This is a genomic window from Oribacterium sinus, assembly GCF_014202695.1.
Taxonomy (GTDB): Bacteria; Bacillota; Clostridia; order Lachnospirales; family Lachnospiraceae; genus Oribacterium; species Oribacterium sinus.
Window position 1 is genome coordinate 86,546 of the sequence record NZ_JACHHH010000010.1, and the last position, 24,498, is coordinate 111,043.

At 42.9% G+C, this 24,498-nt stretch carries 21 protein-coding genes; 18 read left to right on the top strand and 3 right to left on the bottom strand.

Annotated elements, in window-relative coordinates:
* Positions 1-8 precede the first annotated feature (8 nt).
* Positions 9-302 (top strand): HPr family phosphocarrier protein, encoded by a 294-nt coding sequence (locus HNQ46_RS09615; RefSeq protein WP_183684490.1) that lies wholly within the window; start codon positions 9-11, stop codon positions 300-302.
* Positions 303-364: 62 nt separating this feature from the next.
* On the opposite strand, the gene HNQ46_RS09620 is transcribed toward HNQ46_RS09615, so the two are convergent.
* A complete protein-coding gene (locus HNQ46_RS09620) occupies positions 365-1,222 on the bottom strand; it encodes an Mrp/NBP35 family ATP-binding protein (protein ID WP_183684491.1) in 858 nt (285 codons plus the stop codon).
* Positions 1,223-1,236: 14 nt separating this feature from the next.
* Complete coding sequence (locus HNQ46_RS09625) at positions 1,237-2,133, bottom strand: LysR family transcriptional regulator (protein ID WP_183684492.1); 897 nt, start codon at positions 2,131-2,133, stop codon at positions 1,237-1,239.
* Positions 2,134-2,294: 161 nt separating this feature from the next.
* Here HNQ46_RS09625 and leuC point away from each other — a divergent pair, with 161 nt between their 5' ends.
* Both leuC and HNQ46_RS09635 read left to right on the top strand, forming a co-directional pair.
* On the top strand, positions 2,295-3,560 hold the full coding sequence (gene leuC / locus HNQ46_RS09630; protein ID WP_183684493.1) for a 3-isopropylmalate dehydratase large subunit: 1,266 nt from the start codon (positions 2,295-2,297) through the stop codon (positions 3,558-3,560).
* A 9-nt stretch (positions 3,561-3,569) separates the two neighbouring features.
* Positions 3,570-4,082 (top strand): 3-isopropylmalate dehydratase small subunit, encoded by a 513-nt coding sequence (locus HNQ46_RS09635; protein ID WP_183684494.1) that lies wholly within the window; start codon positions 3,570-3,572, stop codon positions 4,080-4,082.
* Here HNQ46_RS09635 and HNQ46_RS09640 read toward each other — a convergent pair.
* A complete protein-coding gene (locus HNQ46_RS09640) occupies positions 4,056-5,222 on the bottom strand; it encodes a ribonuclease H-like domain-containing protein (RefSeq protein WP_183684495.1) in 1,167 nt (388 codons plus the stop codon). The two genes, HNQ46_RS09635 and HNQ46_RS09640, sit on opposite strands and share 27 nt — an antisense overlap.
* A 264-nt stretch (positions 5,223-5,486) precedes the next feature.
* On the opposite strand from HNQ46_RS09640, the gene HNQ46_RS09645 reads away from it, so the two are divergent.
* The 15 genes from HNQ46_RS09645 (at position 5,487) to HNQ46_RS09715 (ending at position 24,335) form a co-directional block, all read left to right on the top strand.
* On the top strand, positions 5,487-6,848 hold the full coding sequence (locus HNQ46_RS09645; RefSeq protein WP_183684496.1) for an efflux RND transporter periplasmic adaptor subunit: 1,362 nt from the start codon (positions 5,487-5,489) through the stop codon (positions 6,846-6,848).
* Positions 6,849-6,852: 4 nt separating this feature from the next.
* The gene (locus tag HNQ46_RS09650; RefSeq protein ID WP_007156209.1) at positions 6,853-7,611 is read left to right on the top strand and encodes an ABC transporter ATP-binding protein; all 759 of its coding nucleotides are present in this window, start codon (positions 6,853-6,855) and stop codon (positions 7,609-7,611) included.
* Complete coding sequence (locus HNQ46_RS09655; protein WP_183684497.1) at positions 7,601-8,827, top strand: ABC transporter permease; 1,227 nt, start codon at positions 7,601-7,603, stop codon at positions 8,825-8,827. Before HNQ46_RS09650 ends, HNQ46_RS09655 begins: the two co-directional genes overlap by 11 nt.
* A 188-nt stretch (positions 8,828-9,015) precedes the next feature.
* On the top strand, positions 9,016-9,693 hold the full coding sequence (locus tag HNQ46_RS09660; protein ID WP_243155904.1) for a nitroreductase family protein: 678 nt from the start codon (positions 9,016-9,018) through the stop codon (positions 9,691-9,693).
* Positions 9,694-9,862: 169 nt separating this feature from the next.
* The gene (ruvA, locus tag HNQ46_RS09665) at positions 9,863-10,462 is read left to right on the top strand and encodes a Holliday junction branch migration protein RuvA (protein WP_183684498.1); all 600 of its coding nucleotides are present in this window, start codon (positions 9,863-9,865) and stop codon (positions 10,460-10,462) included.
* A gap of 9 nt (positions 10,463-10,471) precedes the next feature.
* Positions 10,472-11,467: a Holliday junction branch migration DNA helicase RuvB gene (ruvB, locus tag HNQ46_RS09670; protein ID WP_183684499.1), complete on the top strand. Its 996-nt coding sequence runs from the start codon at positions 10,472-10,474 to the stop codon at positions 11,465-11,467.
* A 15-nt stretch (positions 11,468-11,482) separates the two neighbouring features.
* Positions 11,483-11,872: a cell division protein ZapA gene (locus HNQ46_RS09675; RefSeq protein WP_183684500.1), complete on the top strand. Its 390-nt coding sequence runs from the start codon at positions 11,483-11,485 to the stop codon at positions 11,870-11,872.
* Between the two features lie 16 nt (positions 11,873-11,888).
* Complete coding sequence (locus HNQ46_RS09680; RefSeq protein ID WP_183684501.1) at positions 11,889-13,232, top strand: peptidase U32 family protein; 1,344 nt, start codon at positions 11,889-11,891, stop codon at positions 13,230-13,232.
* Complete coding sequence (locus tag HNQ46_RS09685) at positions 13,192-14,022, top strand: hypothetical protein (RefSeq protein ID WP_183684502.1); 831 nt, start codon at positions 13,192-13,194, stop codon at positions 14,020-14,022. The genes HNQ46_RS09680 and HNQ46_RS09685 overlap by 41 nt, the downstream gene beginning before the upstream one ends.
* Positions 14,023-14,032: 10 nt before the next feature.
* Positions 14,033-15,409 (top strand): FtsW/RodA/SpoVE family cell cycle protein, encoded by a 1,377-nt coding sequence (locus HNQ46_RS09690; RefSeq protein ID WP_183684503.1) that lies wholly within the window; start codon positions 14,033-14,035, stop codon positions 15,407-15,409.
* A 29-nt stretch (positions 15,410-15,438) separates the two neighbouring features.
* Positions 15,439-16,890: a peptidoglycan D,D-transpeptidase FtsI family protein gene (locus HNQ46_RS09695; protein WP_183684504.1), complete on the top strand. Its 1,452-nt coding sequence runs from the start codon at positions 15,439-15,441 to the stop codon at positions 16,888-16,890.
* Positions 16,891-16,917: 27 nt separating this feature from the next.
* Positions 16,918-18,714, top strand: a complete 1,797-nt coding sequence (locus HNQ46_RS09700) for an ABC transporter ATP-binding protein (protein WP_183684505.1) — start codon at positions 16,918-16,920, stop codon at positions 18,712-18,714.
* A gap of 1 nt (position 18,715) precedes the next feature.
* A complete protein-coding gene (locus HNQ46_RS09705; RefSeq protein ID WP_183684506.1) occupies positions 18,716-20,476 on the top strand; it encodes an ABC transporter ATP-binding protein in 1,761 nt (586 codons plus the stop codon).
* A gap of 219 nt (positions 20,477-20,695) precedes the next feature.
* Positions 20,696-22,447 carry an ABC transporter ATP-binding protein gene (locus tag HNQ46_RS09710; RefSeq protein ID WP_183684511.1) on the top strand — a complete coding sequence of 584 codons (1,752 nt, stop codon included), beginning with the start codon at positions 20,696-20,698 and terminating at the stop codon, positions 22,445-22,447.
* On the top strand, positions 22,437-24,335 hold the full coding sequence (locus tag HNQ46_RS09715; protein ID WP_183684507.1) for an ABC transporter ATP-binding protein: 1,899 nt from the start codon (positions 22,437-22,439) through the stop codon (positions 24,333-24,335). Before HNQ46_RS09710 ends, HNQ46_RS09715 begins: the two co-directional genes overlap by 11 nt.
* The last annotated feature ends 163 nt before the right edge of the window (positions 24,336-24,498 follow it).

Consider the following 24,498-nt stretch of genomic DNA (forward strand, 5'->3'; position numbering starts at 1 on the left):
AGGGGGATATGCTTAGTCAAGAGGTAAAAATCATCAATGAATCAGGATTACATTTACGTCCGGCCGGGGTGCTTACCCAAACCTGTATCCGATATAAAAGTGAAATTATTTTGCATTATGGAGAGCGTAAGATTGTAGGAAAGTCCGTGCTAAACGTGATGGCTGCCGGAATAAAACGAGGCAGTACCGTAGTGGTAGAATGTAATGGTCCTGACGAAGAAGAGGCCCTAAAGGCAGTGGTGGAAGCCATTTCCAACGGCCTAGGAGAAGGCCCGGAGGGCTCAGAGCCGTTGTTCACATAAGACAAAAGGGGATGTAAAAATTCACATCCCCTTTTTTGTTGCTACAATAGAAGTATTGAAGCTTATTCCTCCAAAATCCCCTTCAAAACCTCTACCGCATGAGCCAGTGTCTTACTGGTATTAATGGCTTCTACAGCACCGGCATCCATATAGGCGGCATTGCCCGGTTCAATGGGAAGCTTTGCCAGAAGTTCCAGCCCTTCTTTTTCAGCCAGCTCTTCAATATGGCTTTCTCCAAAGACGGATATTTTCTCCTCGCAGTGGGGACACTGGAGGTAGGACATATTTTCAATGATTCCCAAGATAGGAATATTCATCTTTTCCGCCATCCGGACTGCCTTCTGCACAATCATGGAAACCAGGTCCTGGGGGGAGGTAACAATCACGATTCCCGCCACCGGCATGGACTGAAATACGGTTAAGGGGACGTCTCCGGTTCCGGGGGGCATATCCACGAAGAGATAATCTATATCCTTCCATTCTACCTCCTGCCAGAACTGCTTTACCGCATTGGCAATCATGGAGCCTCTCCAGATTACGGGATCGGTTTCATTTTCCAAAAGCAGATTGGTGGAAATGATTTCCACGCCTCCTGCACTTTTCTCCGGCACCATGGACTTTCCGTCGCTGCTTAATGCTACGCCGTCGTGAGCCAGTCCGAAAGCCTTAGGAATGGAAGGCCCGGTAATATCCGCATCTAAAATTCCTACATGATAGCCCGCCTTATTCATTGCGGAAGCAAGTAAGGAGCAAACGGTGGATTTTCCCACACCGCCCTTTCCGGATACGATGCCGATTACCTTCTTTACGGAGGAACCGGGGGCTAAGGGTAACTTCTGAATTCCCGCACTTTTACTTGGGCAGCCGGATGAGCAGCTGCTACAGTTGGAGTTGCAGGAAGATGGATTTTGTTCTGCCATAATCTTTCCTTTCTCTATACCTTTTCCTTCTTTAGGAAGGCCACAAAGCTCTCTAAGGAAGGAGAGTTGTTCTTGCTGTTATACAGAAAAGCAATTCTTCGCTTTTCTATAGGCTGGGGAAGTTTTATTTCCACCAGCTGCCCATTTTTTAGATCTTCCTCCACAAAATCTCGAATTACCCAGGCAATACCGATGCCGATTTTGGCTGAGTCAATCAAAAGATCCATGGTATTTAATTCCATAATCTGGGGGCAGTAGATTTGATTCTCCTTAAGATAATTCTCAATATGATGCCGGGAGAGATTTTGCTCCTCCAAAAGCATCACATTGGCATCCTGAAACAAGGAAAAGGCTTCTCCCCTAATGTTTTTCAGATTACGCAAATATTGAGGAGCTGCCACCAGAATATCCTCCACTTCCCGCTCCATCAGAATTTCTTGATTGATACCAAGCTTTTTCGGAAGAGCTGCTAAAGCCAGATCAATCTGATGATCCTCTAAAAGATGGAGGGTTTTTCCGCTATCCTGATTCTTTAAGCTGATACGAATATTGGGGTACTCCTTCATAAAAGCCTTCAGATAGGGAAGAAGAATAAAACGGCAAAGGGTGCTGCTGGCACCGATATCCAGATGACCGATATGAAAGTCCTTCATTTTCTGGAGGGTTTCTTCCGCCTCTTGAATATGAGCAAAGGCATCCTTAATATACTGAAATAAAACCTTTCCCTCATCGGTTAAACTGACGCCCCGGGAATTTCTTTTAAATAGCTTGATTTCCAAGCTATCCTCTAAGCGAACGATGGTTTTGGAAATCGCCGGCTGGGAAATATAGAGCTGTTCTGCGGCCTTGGAAATATTTCCGCTTTTAGCCACTTCATAAAATATCCGATAGGTGGATAGGTTCTGTTCCATGTTTATCCTTTCTTTTTGAGATAACTTAAGGGAATAATAAGTATCTAAAAAATGTATTTTGATTATAGCAGTAGCTTTGTTACACTGTAAAGAAGAATGCAATTCTGCTTTTATAAAATACATAGGAGCAGGCGGTTTAGCTAGGAAGTAAGGAGATTTCCATGGGAATGACGATGAGTCAGAAGATTTTGGCCAAGCATGCAGGCTTAGAGGAAGTACAGGCAGGACAATTAATTCTAGCCAAGGTGGATTTGGTACACGGAAATGATATCACCACTCCGGTGGCAATTCGTGAGCTGGATAAGATTCACGGAGAGGGAGTATTTGACAAGGAGAAGGTAGTCTTTGTTATGGATCACTTTGTGCCTAATAAGGATATTACCTCTGCTAAATGTACTCAGATTTGCAGAAACTTTGCTAAGGAGCATGGACTGAAGCACTACTATGATGTAGGAAACATGGGTATTGAGCATGCCCTGATTCCAGAGCAGGGCCTGATTACAGCGGGAGAGCTGTCCATCGGTGCGGACTCCCATACCTGTACCTATGGGGCTTTAGGGGCGTTTTCCACAGGCGTGGGATCTACAGATATGGCGGCGGCTATGGCTACAGGAGAGCTTTGGTTCAAGGTGCCCACCGCTATTAAGGTGGTATTAAAGGGCAAATTACAAAAACATGTCAGTGGTAAGGATCTGATTCTTCATTTGATCGGTATGATCGGTGTGGATGGAGCCCTTTATGAGTCCATTGAGTTTACCGGAGAGGGTGTGGCTTCTCTTTCTATGGACGATCGCTTTGCCATCTGCAATATGGCCATCGAGGCCGGTGGAAAGAACGGTATTTTCCCGGTGGATGAGAAGACTCTGGAATATATAAAGGCCCATTCTCAGAAGGAATATCATATCTATGAAGCGGATGAGGATGCGGAGTATGACAGAGTTATTGAGATTGACCTTTCTACCCTTAAGTCCACTGTGGCTTTTCCTCATTTGCCGGAAAACACTCATGAAATCGGCAGCTTTGAGAAGATCAGCATTGATCAGGCGGTAATCGGTTCCTGTACCAACGGCAGACTTTCCGATATCAAGGTGGCGGCTGAGATTGCCAGAGGAAGAAAGATTGCGGAAAATGTTCGTTGTATCGTGATTCCTGCTACCCAGAAGATTTATCTGGAGGCTATGGAGAAGGGCTATATTAAGGATTTGATTGAGGCGGGAGCGGTAGTAAGTACCCCAACTTGCGGTCCCTGCCTTGGAGGCTATATGGGAATTTTGGCGCCTAATGAGCGTTGCATTTCCACTACCAACAGAAACTTTGTGGGAAGAATGGGAGATGCCAGCTCGGAGATTTATCTGTCTTCTCCGGAGGTAGCTATGGCATCGGCTGTTTTGGGATATATTGCATCCCCAACGGATTTAGGACTATAGGAGGCTGTTATGGAAAAAGCTAAGGGTCATTGTGTGAAATATGGGGATAATGTGGATACGGATGTGATTATCCCGGCAAGATATCTGGCCATTCAGGATAAGGCGGAGCTGGCTACCCATGCCATGGAGGATATAGACCTTCATTTTCATGAAAAAATTAAAAAGGGAGATCTTTTGATTGCGGGAAAGAACTTTGGCTGCGGCTCTTCCAGAGAGCATGCTCCACAGGTTTTGAAGGATTCCGGCATCTCCTGTGTGATTGCGGAAAGCTTTGCCAGAATCTTCTTTAGAAATGCCTTGAATATCGGTTTGGCCATCGTGGAGGCTCCGGAGGCGGCCAAAGAGATTCAGGAAGGAGAGGAGCTGGAGGTGGATTTTACCGAAGGAAAGATTCATAACCTAAGCAGCGGAAAATCCTATACCATGGCGGTATTCCCTCCCTTCTTGCAGGAAATGATTGATAAGGGAGGCTTGATTGCCTCTGTTAATGAGAAGCTAGAAAAAATGCAGCAAAAAACTTAAGAAATATTCCTCCATTAGGGAGCTGTTCTCTAAAAGCTTCGGAATAAAGGGAATGTAGTTTTGCTTTTCCTTGTATTCCTTTTGAAAAAGATTGGGAAAGTTATCGGAAAAGACGGGGAGAAAGAGCCCTGTCTTTTTTTGATAGGCGGTAGCGGCCTTTGCCCTTTGCTTTTCTTCTTTAGGATAAAGCTCAGAAAGGCTTCTGTGCAGTGCCATGTCTTTGGCGGGAATATAGTCATAGTCTTTAAAGTTTTTGAAAAAATACTTTGCTTCCCCGGAAAATAAGGGGATTTCCAAAACAGCCTCCCGGCCGGAGACTTCCAGATGAAAGCTTTCCAGTGAATGGGAAATAGTTTTGGGAAAGAAAGTACTTTTCGCTGCTACAGCTTTAGTGGGGGAGTCTTTTGCTTCGGGAGAATAAGGACATTCTTCGCTTTCAGAATTTAGCGTCATTTGACCAAAACGAAAGCAGAGCCTTAGCTTATTTTTCTCCAATAGTAGTTCTGACTTTTCACGGCAATAGCTTCCCTTTCCTTGGAACAGCTCTTCATAGGCAAAAAAGGAAAAAAGGGAAGGGAGGTAAAGCAAATCTTCAAAGTTATGTTGCAACAGAAGAGACTTTGCTTCCTCTGTAGGATGCTCCAGATATTCTAAATAGACATAGATCAGTTCACCACCGGTATAGATATCCTCTCTTTGAATCCCCAAAAAGCGTTCACATTCTTTGAGCTTATAGGAGGGTAGCTGATAGAATTTTCTCCTGCTTTGAATCATTTTAAAAAGGTCCAGCTGGAGAAGCCCTGTAATAGGACTTTTTAGGCCGTACTGGCTGTAGCTTTTTTCTAAAAAGGGGGTATCAAAGGCTTTCCCGTTAAAGCTGATAAACTGTGTCTTAGCTTTGCAATACTCTTGAAATTCCTGTAAGACTTCAATTTCCTCTGAAAGACTGTTAGCAAAGAGCTGGACAATCTCCATTTCCGAAGCTTTAAAAAGGAGCAATCCGATGCTATAAATCTGGGCACTTTTCGGACTAAGTCCGGTGGTTTCGATATCAAAAAATAAAATCTCTTCTTTATCAGGAAGAAAAGAGGGGAAAAAGAAATCTTTAGGATAGGGAAGTGCTTTTCTAATTATATCCATAGGGAGACTCCGATAAACATAGTATTCTTATTTAACGAGATATCCCACGATTTGCGCAGGACACTCATTATGAATTATGAAGCATTTTTTTATTACTTAGTTTACTCCAAGGGAAGAAAAATAAAAACAGAAGGATAATAAAAAAAGAAAAAAAGACTATTTTTTCACATTTCATTCATATTTATGAGATTTAATAGTAAAGAATCGTAAAAGGCGAAGTAGGTTTATGAGAGAGCTACCGCATTTCATTTTAAAGGAGAAGAAATGGAAGAGAATCAACAGGGACAGGATGTTTCTCAGGAAATTAATAAACTGCTGGAAGCAAGCCCCAAAAAGAAGAAAAAGGGAAAGTTGAAATGGATTCTAATCGGAGTCCTTGTTTTAGTTTTGCTGTTTATAGCTAAAAACGTGCTTTTTCCGGCAAAACCCATGGGAACCATGGTCAGTGTACAGGCTTTAACGAAGGGAGATATACAGGAAAAAATCAGTCTCTCCGGGCCTGTGTCCGGTACGGATGCCCAACAGGTTACCTCCGGCTTACATGCCAAGGTAACGGAAATCCTGGTGAAAGAAGGAGATAAGGTAGAAAAGGGGCAGGTTTTAGCACGCTTAGACAAAACAGATGTGAATACTGCTTTGGAAGCTGCCAAAACCCAGCTGGATTTGGCAAAGGCCAATAAAACCGAGGCGGAAAAAAATCTTCGTTTGGAATATGAGAAAAATCAAACAATCTTAAAAAATGCGGAATTGGATTTCCAGAGAAAGTCCAGTCTTTACTCCACCGGAGATATTCCTCAGAGTGACTATGAGGCGGCGGAAAGCGCTTTAAAGGATGCTAAAGCTACTATGGCAAATTATAAGGTGGTGAAGGGTACGGTAAAGGTTCCGGACAGCTATGATTTACAGATTAAAACTGCGGAACAGGAGCTGGAGAAGGCGGAAAGTAAGGTTTCCGATGCGGATTTAGTTTCCCCCATTGCCGGAACCATCACCAGAGTGAACATCAAGGTGGGAGAATTTGCAGATACCCCGACAGAAAATAAATATGATTTTACCGTTGAGAATCTGGATCAGCTGGAGCTCAGCATTGCGGTTTCCGAATACAATATCGGAAAGGTACATCTTGGTCAAAAAGCTACCATTACGGCGGATATTTTAGGGGGAGAATCTTTGGAGGGGGTGGTTTCTTCCATTTCTCCCACAGGAGAAGAGAAGAACGCCAACACCAGTGAAAGAGTTATTCCGATTAAGGTACAGATTACCGGAGATAAGAAGGGATTGCTTTCCGGTATTACAGCAAAGGCGGATTTGCTTTTATCCGAAGCCAAGGATGTGTATGTAGTACCTATTTCTGCAGTGATGACCGGGGAAGACGGAAGCAATAAAATGGCCTTTGTTGTAAACGGAACCGTGCATTTTGTTCCGGTAACTACCGGAGTTACCAGTGATGTTTCCATGGAGGTAAAACCTGTGAAAGAGGATTCCGCATTTAAAGAGGGAAGCAATTATATTCTTTCTCCTGATGCCAGTCTTACAGAGGGAAGTCCGGTAACCGTAGATCCCACAGCCCAAGGCTCACAGTCCGTTAGCCCGGAGGAAGCCGGTGTCGTAGTACAGACAGGATAAAAAGATGGAAGATACTTTAATTGAATTACGAAATCTGGTGAAAATCTATGATACCGGTGCGGTAAAGGTATTGGGATTAAATCAGATTAATTTAAAAATCAAAAGGGGAGAGTTTGTAGCCATTATGGGACAGTCCGGCTCCGGAAAGTCTACTCTAATGAATATCTTAGGCTGTTTGGATAAACCAAGTCTTGGCAATTACTTTCTGGACGGAGAAGATGTGGCAGCCATGGATCCCAATACTTTGAATAAGGTAAGAAATCAAAAAATCGGCTTCGTGTTCCAGAGCTTTAATTTGATTAGCCGTATGAGTGCTTTGAAAAATGTGGAAATTCCCATGATTTACGCCCATATCCGTTCTCAAAAGCAAAGGTCGGAAAGAGCGGCCATGCTTTTGGAAAAGGTAGGCCTTTCCGGCAGAATCCATCATCAGCCCAATGAAATGTCCGGAGGACAAAGGCAGAGGGTGGCGATTGCCAGAGCCTTAGCCAATGAACCGCCTTTGATTTTGGCGGATGAGCCCACCGGAAACTTAGACACTGCCAGCTCCATTGAAATTATGGAAATGTTCTCTGCTCTTCATAAGGCAGGAGCTACCGTAGTGGTGGTTACCCATGAGGAAAACATTGCCGCCTATACGGATAGGATGCTTCGCTTTTCAGACGGAAAACTGATTTCCGATATCAAAAATGAGAATCCTACTCCGGTAAGAGATTTGGCAATCTTTGAAGGAATGTACAGAGGAGGGAACCATGCTTCTTGAAAATATGAAAATGGCATTAAGCTCTCTTCGAGCCAATAAGCTTCGTTCCATTCTTACCATGCTGGGCATTATTATCGGAATCGGTTCCGTAATCTCCATTGTTTCTATCGGAGATACCATGCGGAAAATGTTCTCAGACCTTTATAAAAATGTAGGTGTGACCCAGGCGGCCATCATGATTAATCCTTACATGGATCAGGAGGAAATTCGAGACAGCGATTTTTTCACCATGGACGAACTTTACAAGATGAAGGAGGTCTTTGGCAATCGCTTGGACTATGTGGATAATATGTCCAGCGGCTCTATCGATATAAAAAATGGATTAAACCGCTTGAAAACCAATATTGAGGGAGTGGATTCTCCCTATCAAAAGCTTCAGCCGGTACAGATTTTAAACGGAAGATATATTTCCGCTAATGATGTGGAGGAAAGAAGAGCAGTGATTTTGATTTCCGAAAGTACAGCCTTAAAGCTTTATGGAACCGTAAATGCCACAGGAAAACATTTTCGCTCGGATATTATGGGAGAAAATCGAGAGTTTAGCATTATCGGAGTGTACAGGAAAGATATCAGCCCCATTCAAAAGCTACTAATGGGTTCTAATGATAAAAATGGAGAAGGCATTGTTCCCTGGACTTTGTTTTCACCTGAGTCCAGTGAATTTTCCATGATTCGATACTACGGAAAAACAGGAATGTCCGAGCAGGAGATGAAACAGCTGAATACGGAAATCAAAGCTTATTTTTCTAAAATAAAAAATCGTCAGCCCTCCGACTGGTATATTTCCTCTATTCAGGATGAAATGAAACAGGTAGATGGGGTAATGGGGGGAATTTCCGCTGCTGTGGGCGGCATTGCTGCCATTTCTCTTCTGGTAGGCGGTATCGGTATTATGAATATTATGCTGGTGTCTGTAACGGAGAGAACCAGAGAAATCGGTATCAGAAAGGCCTTGGGCGCAAGCACCGGAGATATTTTGGTGCAGTTTTTAACGGAATCTGCTCTTTTGTCCGCCCTGGGAGGATTGATTGGAGTGTTACTGGCCATGGGACTGGTGTCCTTGGGAGCTACAGCCTTCGGTTTATCCGTAGTGATTCGCCCGGGAATTATCCTGGTTGCGGTACTTTTCTCCGCGATAGTGGGTATCTTCTTCGGCATCTATCCTGCCAATAAGGCGGCAAAGGAAGATCCTATTGTAGCACTAAGATATGAATAAGAAATTAAGAAGCCTAAGCCCTATAGGAATCATGGATATGCTTCTTCCGAGCAGGTCTTCATAACTTTTTATTAATAGCATCCCCTGATTTTATTCAGTGCATTCCTTGATTAATAACTGGACAATAAGACAAAAAAAGCTATACTAATGATGAGTGCTATTCCTATTTTCAGGAGAAATTTCGGATTATGGTAAAGGAGGTTATGATGACCCTTAGAGAAGCAATGGAAAAACGACATATGGTTCGTAAGTACAAAGATGAAGTTATTCCTCAGGATGTGGTGAAGGCTTTAGAGGAGCGGATTCAGGAATGCAATCAGAAGTATTCCCTGTATTTTTTCCTAAAAACGGAGGATGGAGCTGCATTTGCAGAATTAATTGATAAATTGATTACCAAAAATGCCAAGAATTACATCGTATTGGCAGGAGACGAAAAGGAAGGCGTGGAGGAACGTGTTGGTTATGCCAGTGCGGATATTATGCTCTATGCCCAGACTCTAGGCTTAAATACCTGGTGGGTAGGTGCCAGCTTCAATAAGGAGGCTGTTGCTAAATTAAGCCCTGAGCATCCTGTTTATGGTGTGATTTCCATTGGATATGGAGAGACCCAGGGTACTCCTCATGCTTCCAAGGAAGATTTTGAGGTATGCAGCTATGAGGGAACTGTACCGGATTGGTTTAAGGAGGGTGTGGAGTATGCTTTGATGGCACCTACCGCCTATAATCGTCAGTCCTTCTATTTAAAGGGCAAGGGAAATGAGGTGCAGTTCACCTATAAAGAGGGCGAGTTCCAGGGAATTGATTCCGGTTTGGTAAAGTATCATTTTGAAGCGGCAGCCGGAAAAGAGAATTTCCACTGGGTTTAAGTTTGTAAATAAGACGTTTAGATTTTCGGCAAGTTAGGCCTGAAATTGGGGTATCCAAGTGTGCCCCCGGTTTCAGGCCTTTCTTTTCTTCACAAAAAGCCAAGCAATTTCCTTCCCTCCATTGAGAAAATCAAGCATCTATGCTAGACTATTGCGGATTGGAGAGATTATGATTCGATTTATACATGGCATTTTACGGGAAGTAAAAGAGGATATGTTGGTAATAGAAGCAGGAGGACTGGGATATGGGGTTCGCATTCCTGCTTCTGTTTTTGATAAAGCACCTAAGACGGGAGAGGAAATTCTTCTTCATACCTACTTTTCGGTTCGAGAGGATAGTCAGGAGCTTTTCGGCTTTTGGGAGGAAAGGGATAGGGATTTTTTTATCAAACTACTTTCCGTTTCCGGCATTGGTCCCAAGACTGCCCTGGGGATTTTATCCTGTATGAGTAGGGAGGAGTTGATTCTTGCGATTATCAGTAATGACAGTAAGAAGATTCAGAAGGCTCCGGGACTTGGAAAGAAGTCTGCGGAAAGATTGATTGTGGAGCTCCGGGATAAGGTGCCTAAGGAAGAGATTACATTTTCCGGAGAAGAAGCTGTTGTGACGACTACTGCTTCCGTAGCGGTGGAGGAAGCTGTGGAAGCTTTGGTCTCCCTGGGATATTCTGCAATAGAAGCAAAAAGATGGATTACAAAGATTCCGAATTATGAGGAAAAATCCGCCGAAGATTTGCTACGGCTTAGCCTGAAACAGTTTGCGTTGTAAGGGATTTTTATGGAAAGAAAACTGATACAAACAGAGGAGAGTAAGGAGGATTTATCTTTTGATCCTAAGATTCGACCTCAATTTTTGAAAGATTATATTGGACAGGAAAAGTTAAAGGAAACCCTGTCTATCTATATTGAAGCGGCTAAGAAAAGAAAGCAAAGTCTGGATCACTGCCTTTTTTACGGTCCTCCGGGATTAGGAAAGACTACGATTTCCAATATTATTGCCAATGAATTGGGGGTTCACTGTAAGATTACCTCCGGACCGGCTATAGAAAAACCGGGAGAAATTGCGGCGATTCTCAATAACCTTTCCGAAGGCGATGTACTCTTTGTGGATGAAATCCATAGACTGAATCGACAGGTGGAGGAAGTGCTTTACCCTGCTATGGAGGATTTTGCCATAGATGTACTGCTGGGGAAGGAAAGCAGCACCCGTTCCATTCGCCTGGACTTACCCCGTTTTACCTTAGTGGGAGCAACCACCAGAGCAGGACTCCTTTCCGCCCCTCTTCGGGATCGTTTCGGGATTATCGGGAAAATGGAGTTTTATAAAGAAGAGGAATTGGAGGAGATTGTCCTTCGAAGTGCCAAGGTACTTTCCATTTCTATTGATAAAGGCGGAGCAAAAAGCATTGCCCTTCGTTCCAGAGGTACTCCAAGGCTTGCCAATCGTTTGCTAAAGAGGGTACGAGATTTTGCGGAAATCAAGTATAATGGTGTTATTCACAAGGAGGTGGCAGAGGATGCCTTGGACTTACTGGATGTGGATACCTTAGGCTTGGATACCTATGACAGACAGTATCTTTGGAACTTGATTGAGAAATTTTCCGGAGGACCGGTGGGGGTGGAGACTTTAGCCACCAGTCTGGGAGAAGACCGGGGAACCTTAGAGGATATGATAGAACCCTATTTGATTTTACAAGGTCTGATAGACAGAACCCCCAGGGGAAGGATTGCAACAAAACACGCGTATCAACATTTAGGACTAAGTGAAGCATAGGAAAAGGTGGAGAACATGGCAGATAAAAAGACAATTCAAGTCATTATTGACGGAAAAATTTATGTCCTAAGTGGGGAGAATTCCGAGTCTTACCTTCATGATGTGGCAGATTATTTGAACCATAAAATTGAAAGCATTCGTAAGGAAATGTGGAATTATAATAAGCTGGAGGAATCGGTTCGATCCCTTCTGCTTCAGATTAATATTTGTGATGAGCTTTTTCAGGAAAGAAAGAAAGTGGAGGAGATGCAGGAGCTTTTGGATCAGGAAAAAAGTGAGAGCTACTCCTATAAGCACGACTTGGTAAAAACCAAGTTAAAGCTGGATGGGGTGTTACAGGAATTGGAAAGTACCCAGAAGAAGCTTCTGGCTTTGGAAAAGAAAGAAGCGAAAGAAAAGGGATAGGATGGAGTAAGTAAGGATGCCAATCCAAAACAAAGAAAATTTAAGAGAAAAAGAGCCTTATAAAGCAGAGCTTTTGGCCCCGGCAGCCTCCTTGGAAGTATGCAAGGTGGCTGTTTTTGCCGGAGCGGATGCGATTTATATGGGAGGACAAAAATATTCCGCAAGAGCCTTTGCCAAGTCTTCCTTATCGGAAGAGGATGAGCTTTTGGAGGCCATTCATTTTTGTCATCTTTACAATAAAAAAATATATATGACCTTAAACACTCTCTTTAAAGAGGGAGAAAGAAAAGAGCTTTTCAGCTATATGGATCCCTATTATGAAGCAGGTTTGGACGGGGTAATTATTCAGGATCTGGGAATTGGGAAAATGTTGGCCAAGGCCTATCCGGATCTTCCTCTACATGCCAGCACTCAGATGACGGTACATACCAAAGAAGCTGTGGGCTTAATGGAAAACTTGGGCATGGAAAGGGTTGTACTTTCCAGGGAATGCTCCTTGGAGGATATTTCCGATATTGCCAAGTCTTCCCCCATAGAGTTAGAGGTCTTTATTCATGGTTCCATGTGCTATAGCTACTCCGGAGCCTGTTTTATGTCTTCTCTTCTGGGGGGACGATCCGGAAACCGGGGAAGATGCGCCGGAACCTGTAGACTGTGCTATAGCAGTAAGGGGAAAAAGGGAAATTATCTGAGTATGAAGGATATGTTTACTCTGGATCTTCTTAAGGAGCTTCTGGAGGCGGGAGCCTATTCTTTAAAGATAGAGGGCAGAATGAAGTCCGCCCTCTATACAGGGACAGTGGTTTCCATTTACAGAAAATATCTGGACTTGGCCCTTAAGGGGAGTTCCTATAAGGTTTCGGAGGAAGATATAGCCCTCTTAAAAGAGGTTTATGACAGAGGAGGCTACAGCTCTTATTTAGAACAACATAACGGAGAGGACATGATTGCCTTCGGAGAAAAGCCTTTCCGAAAAGAAAAGGAAGAAGTGCTTTCCAAACTCAAGCAGGAAATGGAAGAGAGGGAAAGAAAGATTCCTTTGAAGGGAAGCTTGCATTTGTCCTATGACGAAGTTCCCTGTTTTAGCTTAGAGGGAGAAAATGGACTTTCCGTTTCCGTAGAAGGAAGCCAGCCTGTAGAAAAGGCCAAGGAAAAGGTGCTTTCTAAAGAACAGATTACAAAACAAATGAAGAAGATGGGGAATACGGAATTTTCCCTGGAAGAACTTTCGATTCTTGGGGAGGAAGATATTTTCTATCCCCTGTCTTTCCTGAATCAATTAAGGAGAGACGGTGTAGAGAAAATGAGGGAGGCTATTCTTGGGCAGTATAGACGGAATCAAAGACTTAGGGGAAATTAGGGTTTCCATAGAAAGAGGAGAACAGCTAAAAGCGGTGCTTCAATTCCCTTTTATCAAAGGAATTTATCTGGATGAGGGAGCCTTTTCCGAGGAAGAGCTCCTGAAATATCGCGGGGAGATACAGAACAGCGGAAAATGGGCAGGTCTTCGTTTTCGAAGAATCCAAAGAAGGGAAGACAGGGGAAGAAGTCCGAAGGATTGGATGGAAGAGGCGAAAAATGAAGAGGGCTTCAGTCATTTTCTTCTTCGTACCCTGGATCAGGTGGCAATGCTACAGGATTTTCCGGATAGGAAGTTTTCAACCTGCTTTGACTATACCCTCTATAGCTATAATCAGGCTGCTATGGAGGTATGGGAATCCTTGGGAGCAAAAGAAATGTGCTTCCCCATTGAGTTTCGTTTTCAGGAGGATATGGCCTTTTCTGAATGGGCAAAAAGCAGAGGAATCTCCACGGAGCTTCTTTGCTATGGGCACCTGCCTATGATGGTCAGTGCCAATTGTATAGAAAAAACCAGAAATGGCTGTACCAGAGGGAACAATGTGGTGTCTTTACAGGATCGACAGAATAAGAGTATGCCGGTTCGCCTCTATTGCAAATACTGCTATAATCAAATCTATAACAGTGATGTTTTATCCTTGCTGGGGCTGGAAAAGGAAGTGGAGAGGCTTGGGGCTTCTTCTTTTCGCTTTGATTTTACGGTGGAATCGGAAAAGGAAATCCTGGATCTTTTTCAGGGAAGGCCTTTAAAGCAGTTTACCAGGGGACATTTTCATAAAGGAATAGAGTAGGGGAGAAAAGATGGGTAGTCTTTTTAGTACATTTACGAAGATTGTATGTATGGTATTGATGCTGCTGTATTGTTACAGTCTGTTTCGAAACCTTTCCCTGGATTATGGGGATGGAAAAAGAAGACTGGCAAAATTTCTGTACCAGATTTTATTGTTCTTACATTTTCTTTGTCATGGGGTTCTTTTCTTTCATACAAAGGATTTCTTTTATCTAATCATGTATGGAGCGGAGTTAGCTTTTCTTGTGCTCTATCCCTTCCTATGGAAGAAAATCTATCCTACCTTCAGCGAGACGCTCTTGTATAACCAGTGTATTCTTTTGGCCTTAGGATGGATTATGCTGGAAAGATTAAATACGGATAAGGCCATGAAGCAGTTTGCTATTTCCGTGGCAGCCAGTCTTCTGGCCTTGCTTATTCCCTATATCATCGATAAAATCTGGGATTTTCAAAAGGGAAGAATTGCCTTTGCGGTACTGGGGATTTTCCTGCTTTCCTTGGTCCTTATTGTAGGACGGGTGAGCTTTGGTGCTAAGATGAGCTTGAATTTCTTTGGCTTTTCCTTCCAGGCTTCCGAATTCGTTAAAATCAGCTTTGTCTTTTCCGTTGCGGGATTTTTATCGGAGGAGCAAAATCAAAGGGGCTTATACAAGGCAGCAATAGTGGCTATGCTCCACGGCATTGTGTTGGTGCTGTGTAAGGACTTAGGCTCTGCTCTAATCCTATTTATGGCCTTTTTGTTTATGCTTTATGTGGCCAGCAGTCAATTTTTGTATCTTGCCTTAGGCTTTGGTCTATCTGCATTGGCAGGCTTTGTGTCCTACCATCTTTTTTCTCATGTGCGTACCAGAGTATTTGCCTTTTTGGATCCTTGGAAGGACATTGCAGGGAAGGGGTATCAGATTACCCAGTCTCTCTTTGCCATCGGTACGGGGGGATTTTTGGGACTTGGTCTTTTTCAGGGATTGCCCAACAAGATTCCCATCGTGGAAAATGATTTTATTTTCTCCGCCTTGTCCGAAGAGATGGGAGGAATTGTGGCGATTTGCGTGATTCTCGTCTGTCTTTCCTGTTTTATGCAAATGATGATGATGGGAATGGATATGGAAAGCCTCTTTTATAAACTCATCTGTATCGGACTGAGTGTGATTTATGTGATGCAGGTCTTTTTAACCATCGGTGGAGCCATAAAATTTATCCCCTCCACGGGAGTGACCCTGCCCTTTGTCAGCTATGGCGGTTCCAGTATGATTTCCAGTTGTATTCTTTTTGCTATCTTCCAAGCTCTCTTTGTTATCCAGGGAAAGGAAGATGCCATGGATGAAGAGGAAGAGGAAGACGAACAGCAAGCGCCGAAGAGGAAGGGGAGAAGGGGCATTTATGAATAAGCTTAGAAATTCCGGAAGAAGGGTAAATTATGAAAAAGTATAATAATTCCAGAAGAAAGCCAAGCAACAGGGAGATGAAAGGAATTACTTATTTCTTTGTTCTACTTTTCTTTTCCATGATTGTATATTTTTGCTATTTTATGCTGGTTTTGGCTCCGAATCAGATTTCCAGCCCCTATAATGCCAGAATAGATTATCTTTCTTCGAAGGTCATTCGAGGCAGCATCCTTTCTTCTGATGGAAAGGTACTGGCGAAAACGGAAACCGGAGAGGGAGGAGAGAAAAGAGTATATCCGCAGGGGATTGCCTTTTCCCATCCCATTGGCTACAGCAGCAAGGGAAAAACCGGAGTGGAGTCCATGGCGAACTTTTATCTTAGCCGTTCCAGTATTAACCCCTTACAAAAAATCATCAATCAGGCGGAGGAAATCAAGAATCCCGGAGATTCAGTAGTACTTAGCTTGAATTCTTCTTTACAATCCCTTGCCTATTCTTTGTTGAAGGATAAGAAGGGCAGTATTGTCTGTATGAATCCGAAGACCGGAAGAATTCTGGCGATGGTTTCCGCACCTTCCTTTACGGAAGAGGATATTCAGAACAACTGGGAAGCTCTAACTTCCTCCGACAACAAAGACGGAAATCTTCTGAACAGGGCTACCCAGGGACTTTATCCTCCCGGCTCAACCTTTAAGCTTTTGATGGCTTTAGAGTATATTCGGGAGCATCCTGCGGATTGGCAGAGCTTTAGCTATACCTGTAAGGGTGAATATGTGGATCCGGAAAATTCCTCCTATGTGGTGCATTGCTATAACGGGGAGGTTCACGGAAAGGTGGATTTGGAATCTGCCATTGCAGATTCCTGCAATTCCGCCTTTGCCAAGCTGGGAACAGAGATTGATCCGACTAGATTAAAGGCTTTGGCGGAAAGCTTTTACTATAATCAAAAAATAGATATCGGTTTGTCTGCCAATGCAGGACAATTCACCTTGGCGGAGAATGCGGACGTTTGGGATAAGATGCAAACCGCCATCGGACAGGGGGCCACCCTTTGCACTCCTCTTCAAAACCTTTGCATGGTTTCCGCCATTGCCAATGGTGGAAATCTGGTCTATCCAAGCCTTCTTGCTTCAGTACAGAATGCCAATGGCACAACGGTAAAGGAGTTCCCCTATGGGGAAAGTCATAGCCTTCTTTCCCAAGGGGAAAGTGATGCGTTAAAGCAGTTTATGCGAAAGGTAGTTACGGAGGGAACTGCCAGTGCTTTACAGACGGATGATTATAAGGTTTGCGGAAAAACCGGTTCCGCCCAGGTGAAGGTGGGGAATGATTTAAAGACCAATGCCTGGTTTGTAGGCTTTGCCCCCATGGAGGATCCGGAGATTGCTATATCCGTTATTGTGGAAGAAGGAGAAACCGGTGGGAAAACTGCGGCTCCTATCGCCAGAAAGGTGTTGGATCAATATTTTCATAAAGAAGGATAAAAAGGGTATAGTAAGAGGAGTAGTACAATGAGAAGAATACTGTCCTATATGGAAAAAGTGAAGGGGAAAAGCATTTTGGCCCCTCTGTTTAAGTGTCTGGAAAGCATGTTTGAGCTTTTTGTTCCTTTAGTCATTGCCGGAATGATTGATCAGGGAATCCGTAAAGAGAATCTTGCTGTGATATGGCATAGTCTTTTTCTGCTCCTGGCCTTAGCCTGTATAGGATGCCTTACCGCCGTGATTGCCCAGTATTTTGCGGCAGAGGTGGCTATGGTGGTGGGGAAGTCCTATCGAAGAGACTTGTTTCACAAAATTCTTTCCTTACCCTATAGAGATTACAATGAGCTTTCCGCATCTTCCTTAATTACCAGAATCGGTCCGGACATCTTCCAAATTGAGTCTACGGTAAATATGGTACTTAGGCTTTTGATGCGTTCTCCCTTTATCGTTGTGGGAGCCTGTATTATGGCTTTTCGAATGAGTGCCAGGCTGTCAGTTTTATTCTTATTTGTTTTGCTTCTTTTATCTATTGTGGTTTTTGGCATCATGGCTCTTACCATGCCCTTTTACAAAAGGATTCAAGTGAGTCTGGAAAACATCACAAGGAAATACAGAGAAAATATTATGGGAATCCGTGTGGTACGGGCTTTCTGTCAGGAAGAAAAGGAAGAAGAGGAGTTTTTAGAAAAAAATCAAGATTATACCAAGGTGCAGATTACAGTAGGGAAAATATCTGCATTACTAAATCCGATGAGCATGCTGCTGATTCAGTTTGGGCTTATGGGAATTCTGTATTTTTCCTCCAAGATGGTAAATGACGGCAGACTTTTTCAAGGAAATGTGGTGGCTCTGACCAACTATATGAGCCAAATTTTACTGGAGCTTCTTAAGCTTGCCAATCTGATTATTTTGATGGTTAAAGCTTATGCCAGTATTAGCCGAATTGAAGAGGTGATGGAGCGAAAGAACGAAGAAGATCAGTCTGTTAACGATAAGGAAGCAGTTACTCTTTCAACAAGAAATCAAGCCACAGAGAAAGTGCAAAAGCAGGAGCTTGATGCCAATGCTTCTTCTGACTCAAACAAGGCCGGTATCCTTCTAAAGAATCTTTCTTTTTCCTATGAAGTCGGAGAGGAAAGGGCTCTTTCCGATATCAGTTTTTCTTTAAAAGAAGGGGAAAGCTTAGGAATTATCGGTGGTACAGGATCCGGAAAATCCACCTTGATATCTCTAATTTGTGGATTTTACGCGGATTATGAGGGAGAAATTTTCCTTTGGGGGAAGAATTTAAGAGATTATTCGAAAAGAGAACTTAGAGAAAGTATTGCTTATGTCCCTCAGAAGGCGGTACTTTTTTCCGGAACCCTTAAAGAAAATCTTCTTTGGAGAAAGAAGGAGGCAAAGGATGAAGAGCTTTGGAAAGCTTTGGAAATCGCCCAGGGAAAAGATTTTGTAGAGGAAAAGGGAGAGGGCTTGGATTTGCCTGTCAGTATAGAGGGAAAAAATTTTTCAGGTGGACAAAGACAAAGACTTTCTATTGCAAGAGCTTTGGTTGGGGATTCCAAGCTTTTAATTTTGGATGATTCCGCCTCCGCATTGGATATGCTGACAGAAAGAAAGCTGCGAACAGCATTGGAAGGATATCAAGGGGAAAAAAGCCTTTTGGTAATCTCCCAAAGAGTATCCAGTATCAGGCATTTCCCAAAGATTCTGGTTTTAGACCAAGGTAAGTTAATCGGGCTGGGAAGTCATCAGGAGCTTATGGAGAATTGTTCTGTATATCAGGAAATTTGTGCTTCTCAGAAGCAAGGAAAGGAGGCGTAATATGACCAGGCAAAACGGAACTGCAGCTGAGTCTTTTTGGAAACTTTTCGCCTTCATCAAACCTTATAAATTCAGCTTGCTTCTTTCCATTATTTCAGCTTTTCTCTCCGTAGTATTTTCCCTCTTTCTTCCTATCCTTTTGGGAAAAGCCATAGATAAGATTGCCGGAAAATCTGCAGTGGATTTTGCCGGATTGGGACAGATTTTAAAACTTATGTTTATAGTGCTTATCCTGGCTGTGGTTTTCCAGTGGGTCATGAACCAAGTGAATACCTATTTAAGCTTTCATGTGATTGAAGATTTACGGAAGAAGGCTTTTTCTCATATTCAAGCCGTTCCTTTATCCTCCATCGATTCCAAGGAGCCCGGAGAGATTTTAAGCCGTTTAACTACAGACATAGAACAGATTTCACAGGGATTATTTGTTCTACTGAATCAGTTTTTGCAGGCGGTGTTCAGTATTTTGGAAACTGCATTTTTTCTCTTTCTTCTGGAATGGAGAATTGCTCTGATCCTTTTGGCGCTGACACCTCTTTCCTTTTTTATCGCAAAGTTTATATCCAAGCGCGCTTACCTGTATTTTCAGAATCAGTCGAAGAGCCGAGGAGAAATCGCTGCCTTCAGTACGGAGGCTATCGGAAATGCGAAGCTTCTGAAGGCCTTTATGCAGGATGCCCCAAAGGAGGCTTTGTATCAGGAGAAAAATGAAAGACTTTCCCGATATAGTATGCAAGCAAATTTCTACAGCTCTTTGGTTAACCCCTTTACCCGTTTTTTAAATGCTTTAGGCTATGCTTTGGTTGGGGGAGTTGGAGCACTGTTTTGCTTACAAGGGACCTTAAGTATTGGGCAGTTATCCTCTTTATTGGCTTATGCCACCCAGTATGCCAAGCCCTTTAATGACATTACTTCCGTGATTACGGAAATTCAAAATGCTTTAGCTGCCGCATCCAGGGTTTTTGACTTTTTGGAAGAAGAGGAGATGATGCCAAAGGCGGAGATCAGGGAACTGCCAAAGCCTGTGGAAGGATGCTTGGAGCTTTCCGGATTGTATTTCTCATACACGAAGGAGCAAAAGCTGATTCAAGATTTGAGCCTTTCCGTACAATCCGGACAAAATATTGCTATTGTTGGACCCACAGGATGCGGAAAAACAACCTTAATTAATCTTTTGATGCGATTTTATGAACCGAATCAGGGAAGCATTGCGATTGACGGAATGCCTTATGGCAGCCTTTCCGATCATAGCCTGCGTTCTGCATATGGCATGGTTCTACAAGATAGCTGGTTAAAGTCGGATACGGTTTTGGAAAATATTCGTTACGGTTCTCCGGAGAAGAGTAGAGAAGAGGTTATGGAAGCAGCTAAACGGGCAGGCTGCCATCATTTTATTTTACAGCTTGCAAAAGGCTACGATACAATCCTTCCGGAGGACGGAGGCAATCTATCCCAGGGACAGAAACAGCTCCTCTGTATTGCCAGAGTAATGTTAAGGGATCCGGCCATTTTAATTTTGGATGAAGCTACCAGCTCCATTGATACCAGAACGGAAGAGAAGGTACAAAGAGCTTTTCGGGAAATGCTAAAGGGCAGAACCGCTTTTATTGTGGCTCATCGTCTTTCTACGATTCAAAATGCGGATTGCATCCTGGTGATGAAGGATGGTAATGTCATCGAAAAGGGAAGTCATGAAGAGCTTTTACAGCAGAAAGGTTTTTATAAGAACCTATATGAAAGCCAATTTCAGGGAGCGGAGAATTGAATTTTGCCTACACTTGACAAGTTGTTAAATCATCCATAAAATTGCAAAGTTTAGAAAAATCAAACAGTAAACAGAAGCGTAAGGAATAGAATATGCGCTACATAGAGAAAGCACAGTGCAACACAGTGCATTGTAAATTCCATGTATAGTAAATTCTATGTATATTAAGAGAAGGAGGGAGATATAGTGCAAGAGGAAAAAGTCATGCAGGAAGATAAAATGCAGGTATTGAAAATCCTATCAAAATCCATTCGTGAATTTAAAAAAGACTCCATACTTTGTCCGTTATTGGTTACAGGAGAAGTCATTCTGGAATGTATGATTCCTTTTTTTACTGCTCAATTAGTGAACAGAATGAAGGAAAATGCCTCCATGCAGATGATTCTTCATTACGGATTAATCCTGGTGGTGATGGCCATACTTTCCCTCCTTTTCGGCCTTTGGGCGGGGAATTTTGCAGCTTCTGCCTCTACCGGCTTTGCCCGTAATATCCGAAAAGATATGTTCCAAAGAATTCAGGGCTTTTCTTTCGAGAATATTGACCGCTTTGAAAGCTCATCTTTGGTAACCAGATTAACCACAGATATCAGCAACGTACAGATGGCCTATATGATGCTGGTTCGTACTGCCTTCAGGGGACCTTTGATGGTGGTCTTTTCCTTTGTCGCAGCCTTCATGATGGGGGGCAGAATGGCCATTATTTTCTGTTTTGTGATTCCTATTTTGGCTATCGGTTTAATCATTATTACCAAAAAAGCTATGAAGATTTTCAACGAAATCTTTAAGCGATACGATGCTTTAAATGAGTCTGTGGAAGAGAATATCCAGGGAATGCGGGTGGTGAAAACCTATGTTCGAGAGGACTTCGAGAAAGAGAAGTTTAATGAAAAGGCAGAGTCTTTGGCAAAGGACTTTATTTCTGCAGAAAAACTGATTGCCATTGCCAACCCCTTGATGCAATTTTGTCTTTTTGTGGTGGTTATCTTTGTCTTAAGCTTCGGTTCCTATCTGGTTGTCAGCACCGGTGGTGTTGATTTGGATGTAGGACAGCTTTCCGCCCTGTTAACCTACAGCTATCAGATTCTTTCCAGCCTTATGTTGGTGGCCATGGTCTTTGTGATGGTGGTAATTTCCGCTGCCTCCTCTCGAAGAATCGCTGAGGTTTTAACGGAAGACAGTACCATGAAGAATCCTGAAAATGGTATTAAGGAAGTAAAGGACGGCTCCATTGATTTTAATCATGTATTCTTTAAATATTCCAAGGATGCGAAAAAGAATGTTTTAACAGATATCTCCCTTCATATTCCCTCCGGACAAACCGTAGGGATTTTGGGAGGAACAGGTTCTGCAAAATCTTCTCTTACCCAGTTGATTTCCCGTCTTTATGATGTAACGGAGGGAGAAGTCTTGGTTGGCGGTGAGGATGTTCGAAAATACGATATTCAAGCTTTAAGAGATCAGGTGGCTGTGGTATTACAAAAGAATATTCTCTTCTCGGGAACAGTGGCGGAAAACCTTCGCTGGGGAAATCCAAATACCACTCAGGCAGAACTGGAAGAGGCCTGCAGACTATCCCAGGCTGCAGAATTTATTGAAAGAATGAAGGACGGATATGAAAGCCATGTGGAGCAGGGAGGAAGTAATTTCTCCGGAGGGCAGAAGCAAAGACTTTGTATCGCCAGAGCCTTATTAAAGAAGCCAAAGGTTTTGATTTTGGATGATTCCACTTCTGCAGTGGATACCAAAACCGATGCTTTTATCCGAAAGGGCTTTAAGGAATTTATTCCGGATACCACGAAAATCATTATTGCCCAAAGAGTTTCCTCTGTAATGGATGCGGATCAGATTCTGATTATGGACAAGGGAGAAATCATTGCCAGAGGTACTCATGAGGAACTTATGGAGAATTCTCCGATTTACAGAGAAACCTATGAGTCCCAGAACAGAAAGGAGGTAGAGGATGGAGAATAAGGGAAGACCGAAGAATTTTATGAAGACCTTAGGCAGAATCATAAAGGACTTATTTTCCTTTTATCCAACACTTCTGCCTATTACTCTTTTGTTTATTGTAATTAATGCGGTGGTAACCTCTATCCCGGCTATTTTCCAGCAAAAGATTATCAGCCTGATTGAAACCGTTTATAAAGAAGGAAATTGGGATGCGGTATCCTCCGATATTTTAAGATTGGTTGGGATTTTGTTGGTATTTTACACAATCTCCTTGATTTGTGCCTATTGCTACAATATGAACATGGCGACCATTACCCAGGGATCCTTAAAACAGTATCGACAGAAACTCTTTAATCATATGCAGGATCTGCCCATTGCTTTTTTCGACCAAAATAAAACCGGGGACATCATGAGTCATTATACCAATGACATTGATGCTATGAGACAGTTCATCTCCATCTGTATTCCTCAGGCTATTTCTTCCTTGATTACGGTAATTACGGTAGTTTCCATTATGCTGTATTATTCCCTTTGGCTTAGCCTTATGGTGCTTTTAGGCTCCTTCTTTATGCTTCGAATCATTAAGGTAATTGGAGGAAAATCCAGTCATTACTTTGTTCGTCAACAGGAGGAGCTGGCTCGTTCCGAAGGCTTTATTCAGGAAATGATGAATGGACAGAAGGTGGTTAAGGTCTTTAACCATGAGGAGAAGAGTATACAGGATTTTGACCGCTATAATGACGAACTGTTCCGGGTTTCCAACGAAGCCAACCGTTACTCCAATGTGATTATGCCGATCTTAAACAATATCGGAAATATCCTTTATGTTTTGGTTGCCATTGTGGGAGGCGCACTTTTGGCTTTCCATGCACCGAACATTTCCATTTCCGGATTAAGCTTAAGTATTGCCATTGTCATCCCCTTCCTGAATATGACCAAGCAGTTTGCCGGTGTAATAGGACAGATTTCCTCTGAGGTCAATGCCGTGGTTATGGGTGTTGCCGGTGCAGGTCGTGTTTATCAAATGATTGATGAAGAGGTGGAAGAGGATGAAGGAAAAGTTTGCCTTGTAAATTGCTCCCATGAGGGAGACCGTTTAGTAGAAAGCAATAAGAGAACAGAGCTCTGGGCTTGGAAGAGTATTTTACCGGACGGAAGCATTTCCCTGAAAGAACTGAAAGGGGATATGGAACTAAAGGGAGTGGATTTCTCCTATGATGGAAAGCGAAAGATTCTAAAGAATATTGATGTCTTTGCAAGACCGGGAGAAAAGGTAGCCTTTGTAGGCGCTACCGGTGCAGGAAAAACCACCATTACCAACCTTTTGAACCGCTTTTATGATATTCAAAAAGGAGAGATTATCTACGACGGCATCAATATCCGGGATATTGCCATTTCGGATTTAAGAAGATCCATTGCGGTAATTTTGCAGGATACCGTACTCTTTATCGGAACTGTAATGGAGAATATTCGTTATGGAAAGCTGGATGCTTCTGACGAAGAGTGTATTGCAGCGGCAAAGCTTGCGGGAGCGGATGACTTTATTACAAGACTCCCTAAGGGCTATGATACGGAATTAAGTGCAAATGGAGGCAACCTTTCTCAGGGACAGAGACAGCTCTTGTCCATTGCCAGGGCGGCGGTAAATGATCCCCCTGTCCTTATTATGGATGAAGCTACCAGCTCTATTGATACCAGAACGGAGGCTATTGTTCAAAAGGGTATGGATGCTTTAATGGCAGGAAGAACCGTTTTTGTCATTGCCCATAGACTTTCCACAGTTCAAAACTCTGATGTCATCATGGTTTTGGAACAGGGAGAAATTATAGAGCGAGGCAGTCATAAGGATTTGATTGCAGCAAAAGGAAAGTACTATCAGCTCTATACCGGTGCCTTTGAGTTGGAGTAAGCTTAGTATTTCTGTAGCTTTAGAGCGAAATAAGCTTGAAGTTTTTGTATCGTAGAAGCGGAATAAGCGCTAAATTGAAAAAGTAAATTCCAGTGCAGAAGTAAATTCTACCCAGTTTAAAAAAATCCCAAAAATCAGGCAGTTTGAAATTTCATTTCTGCCT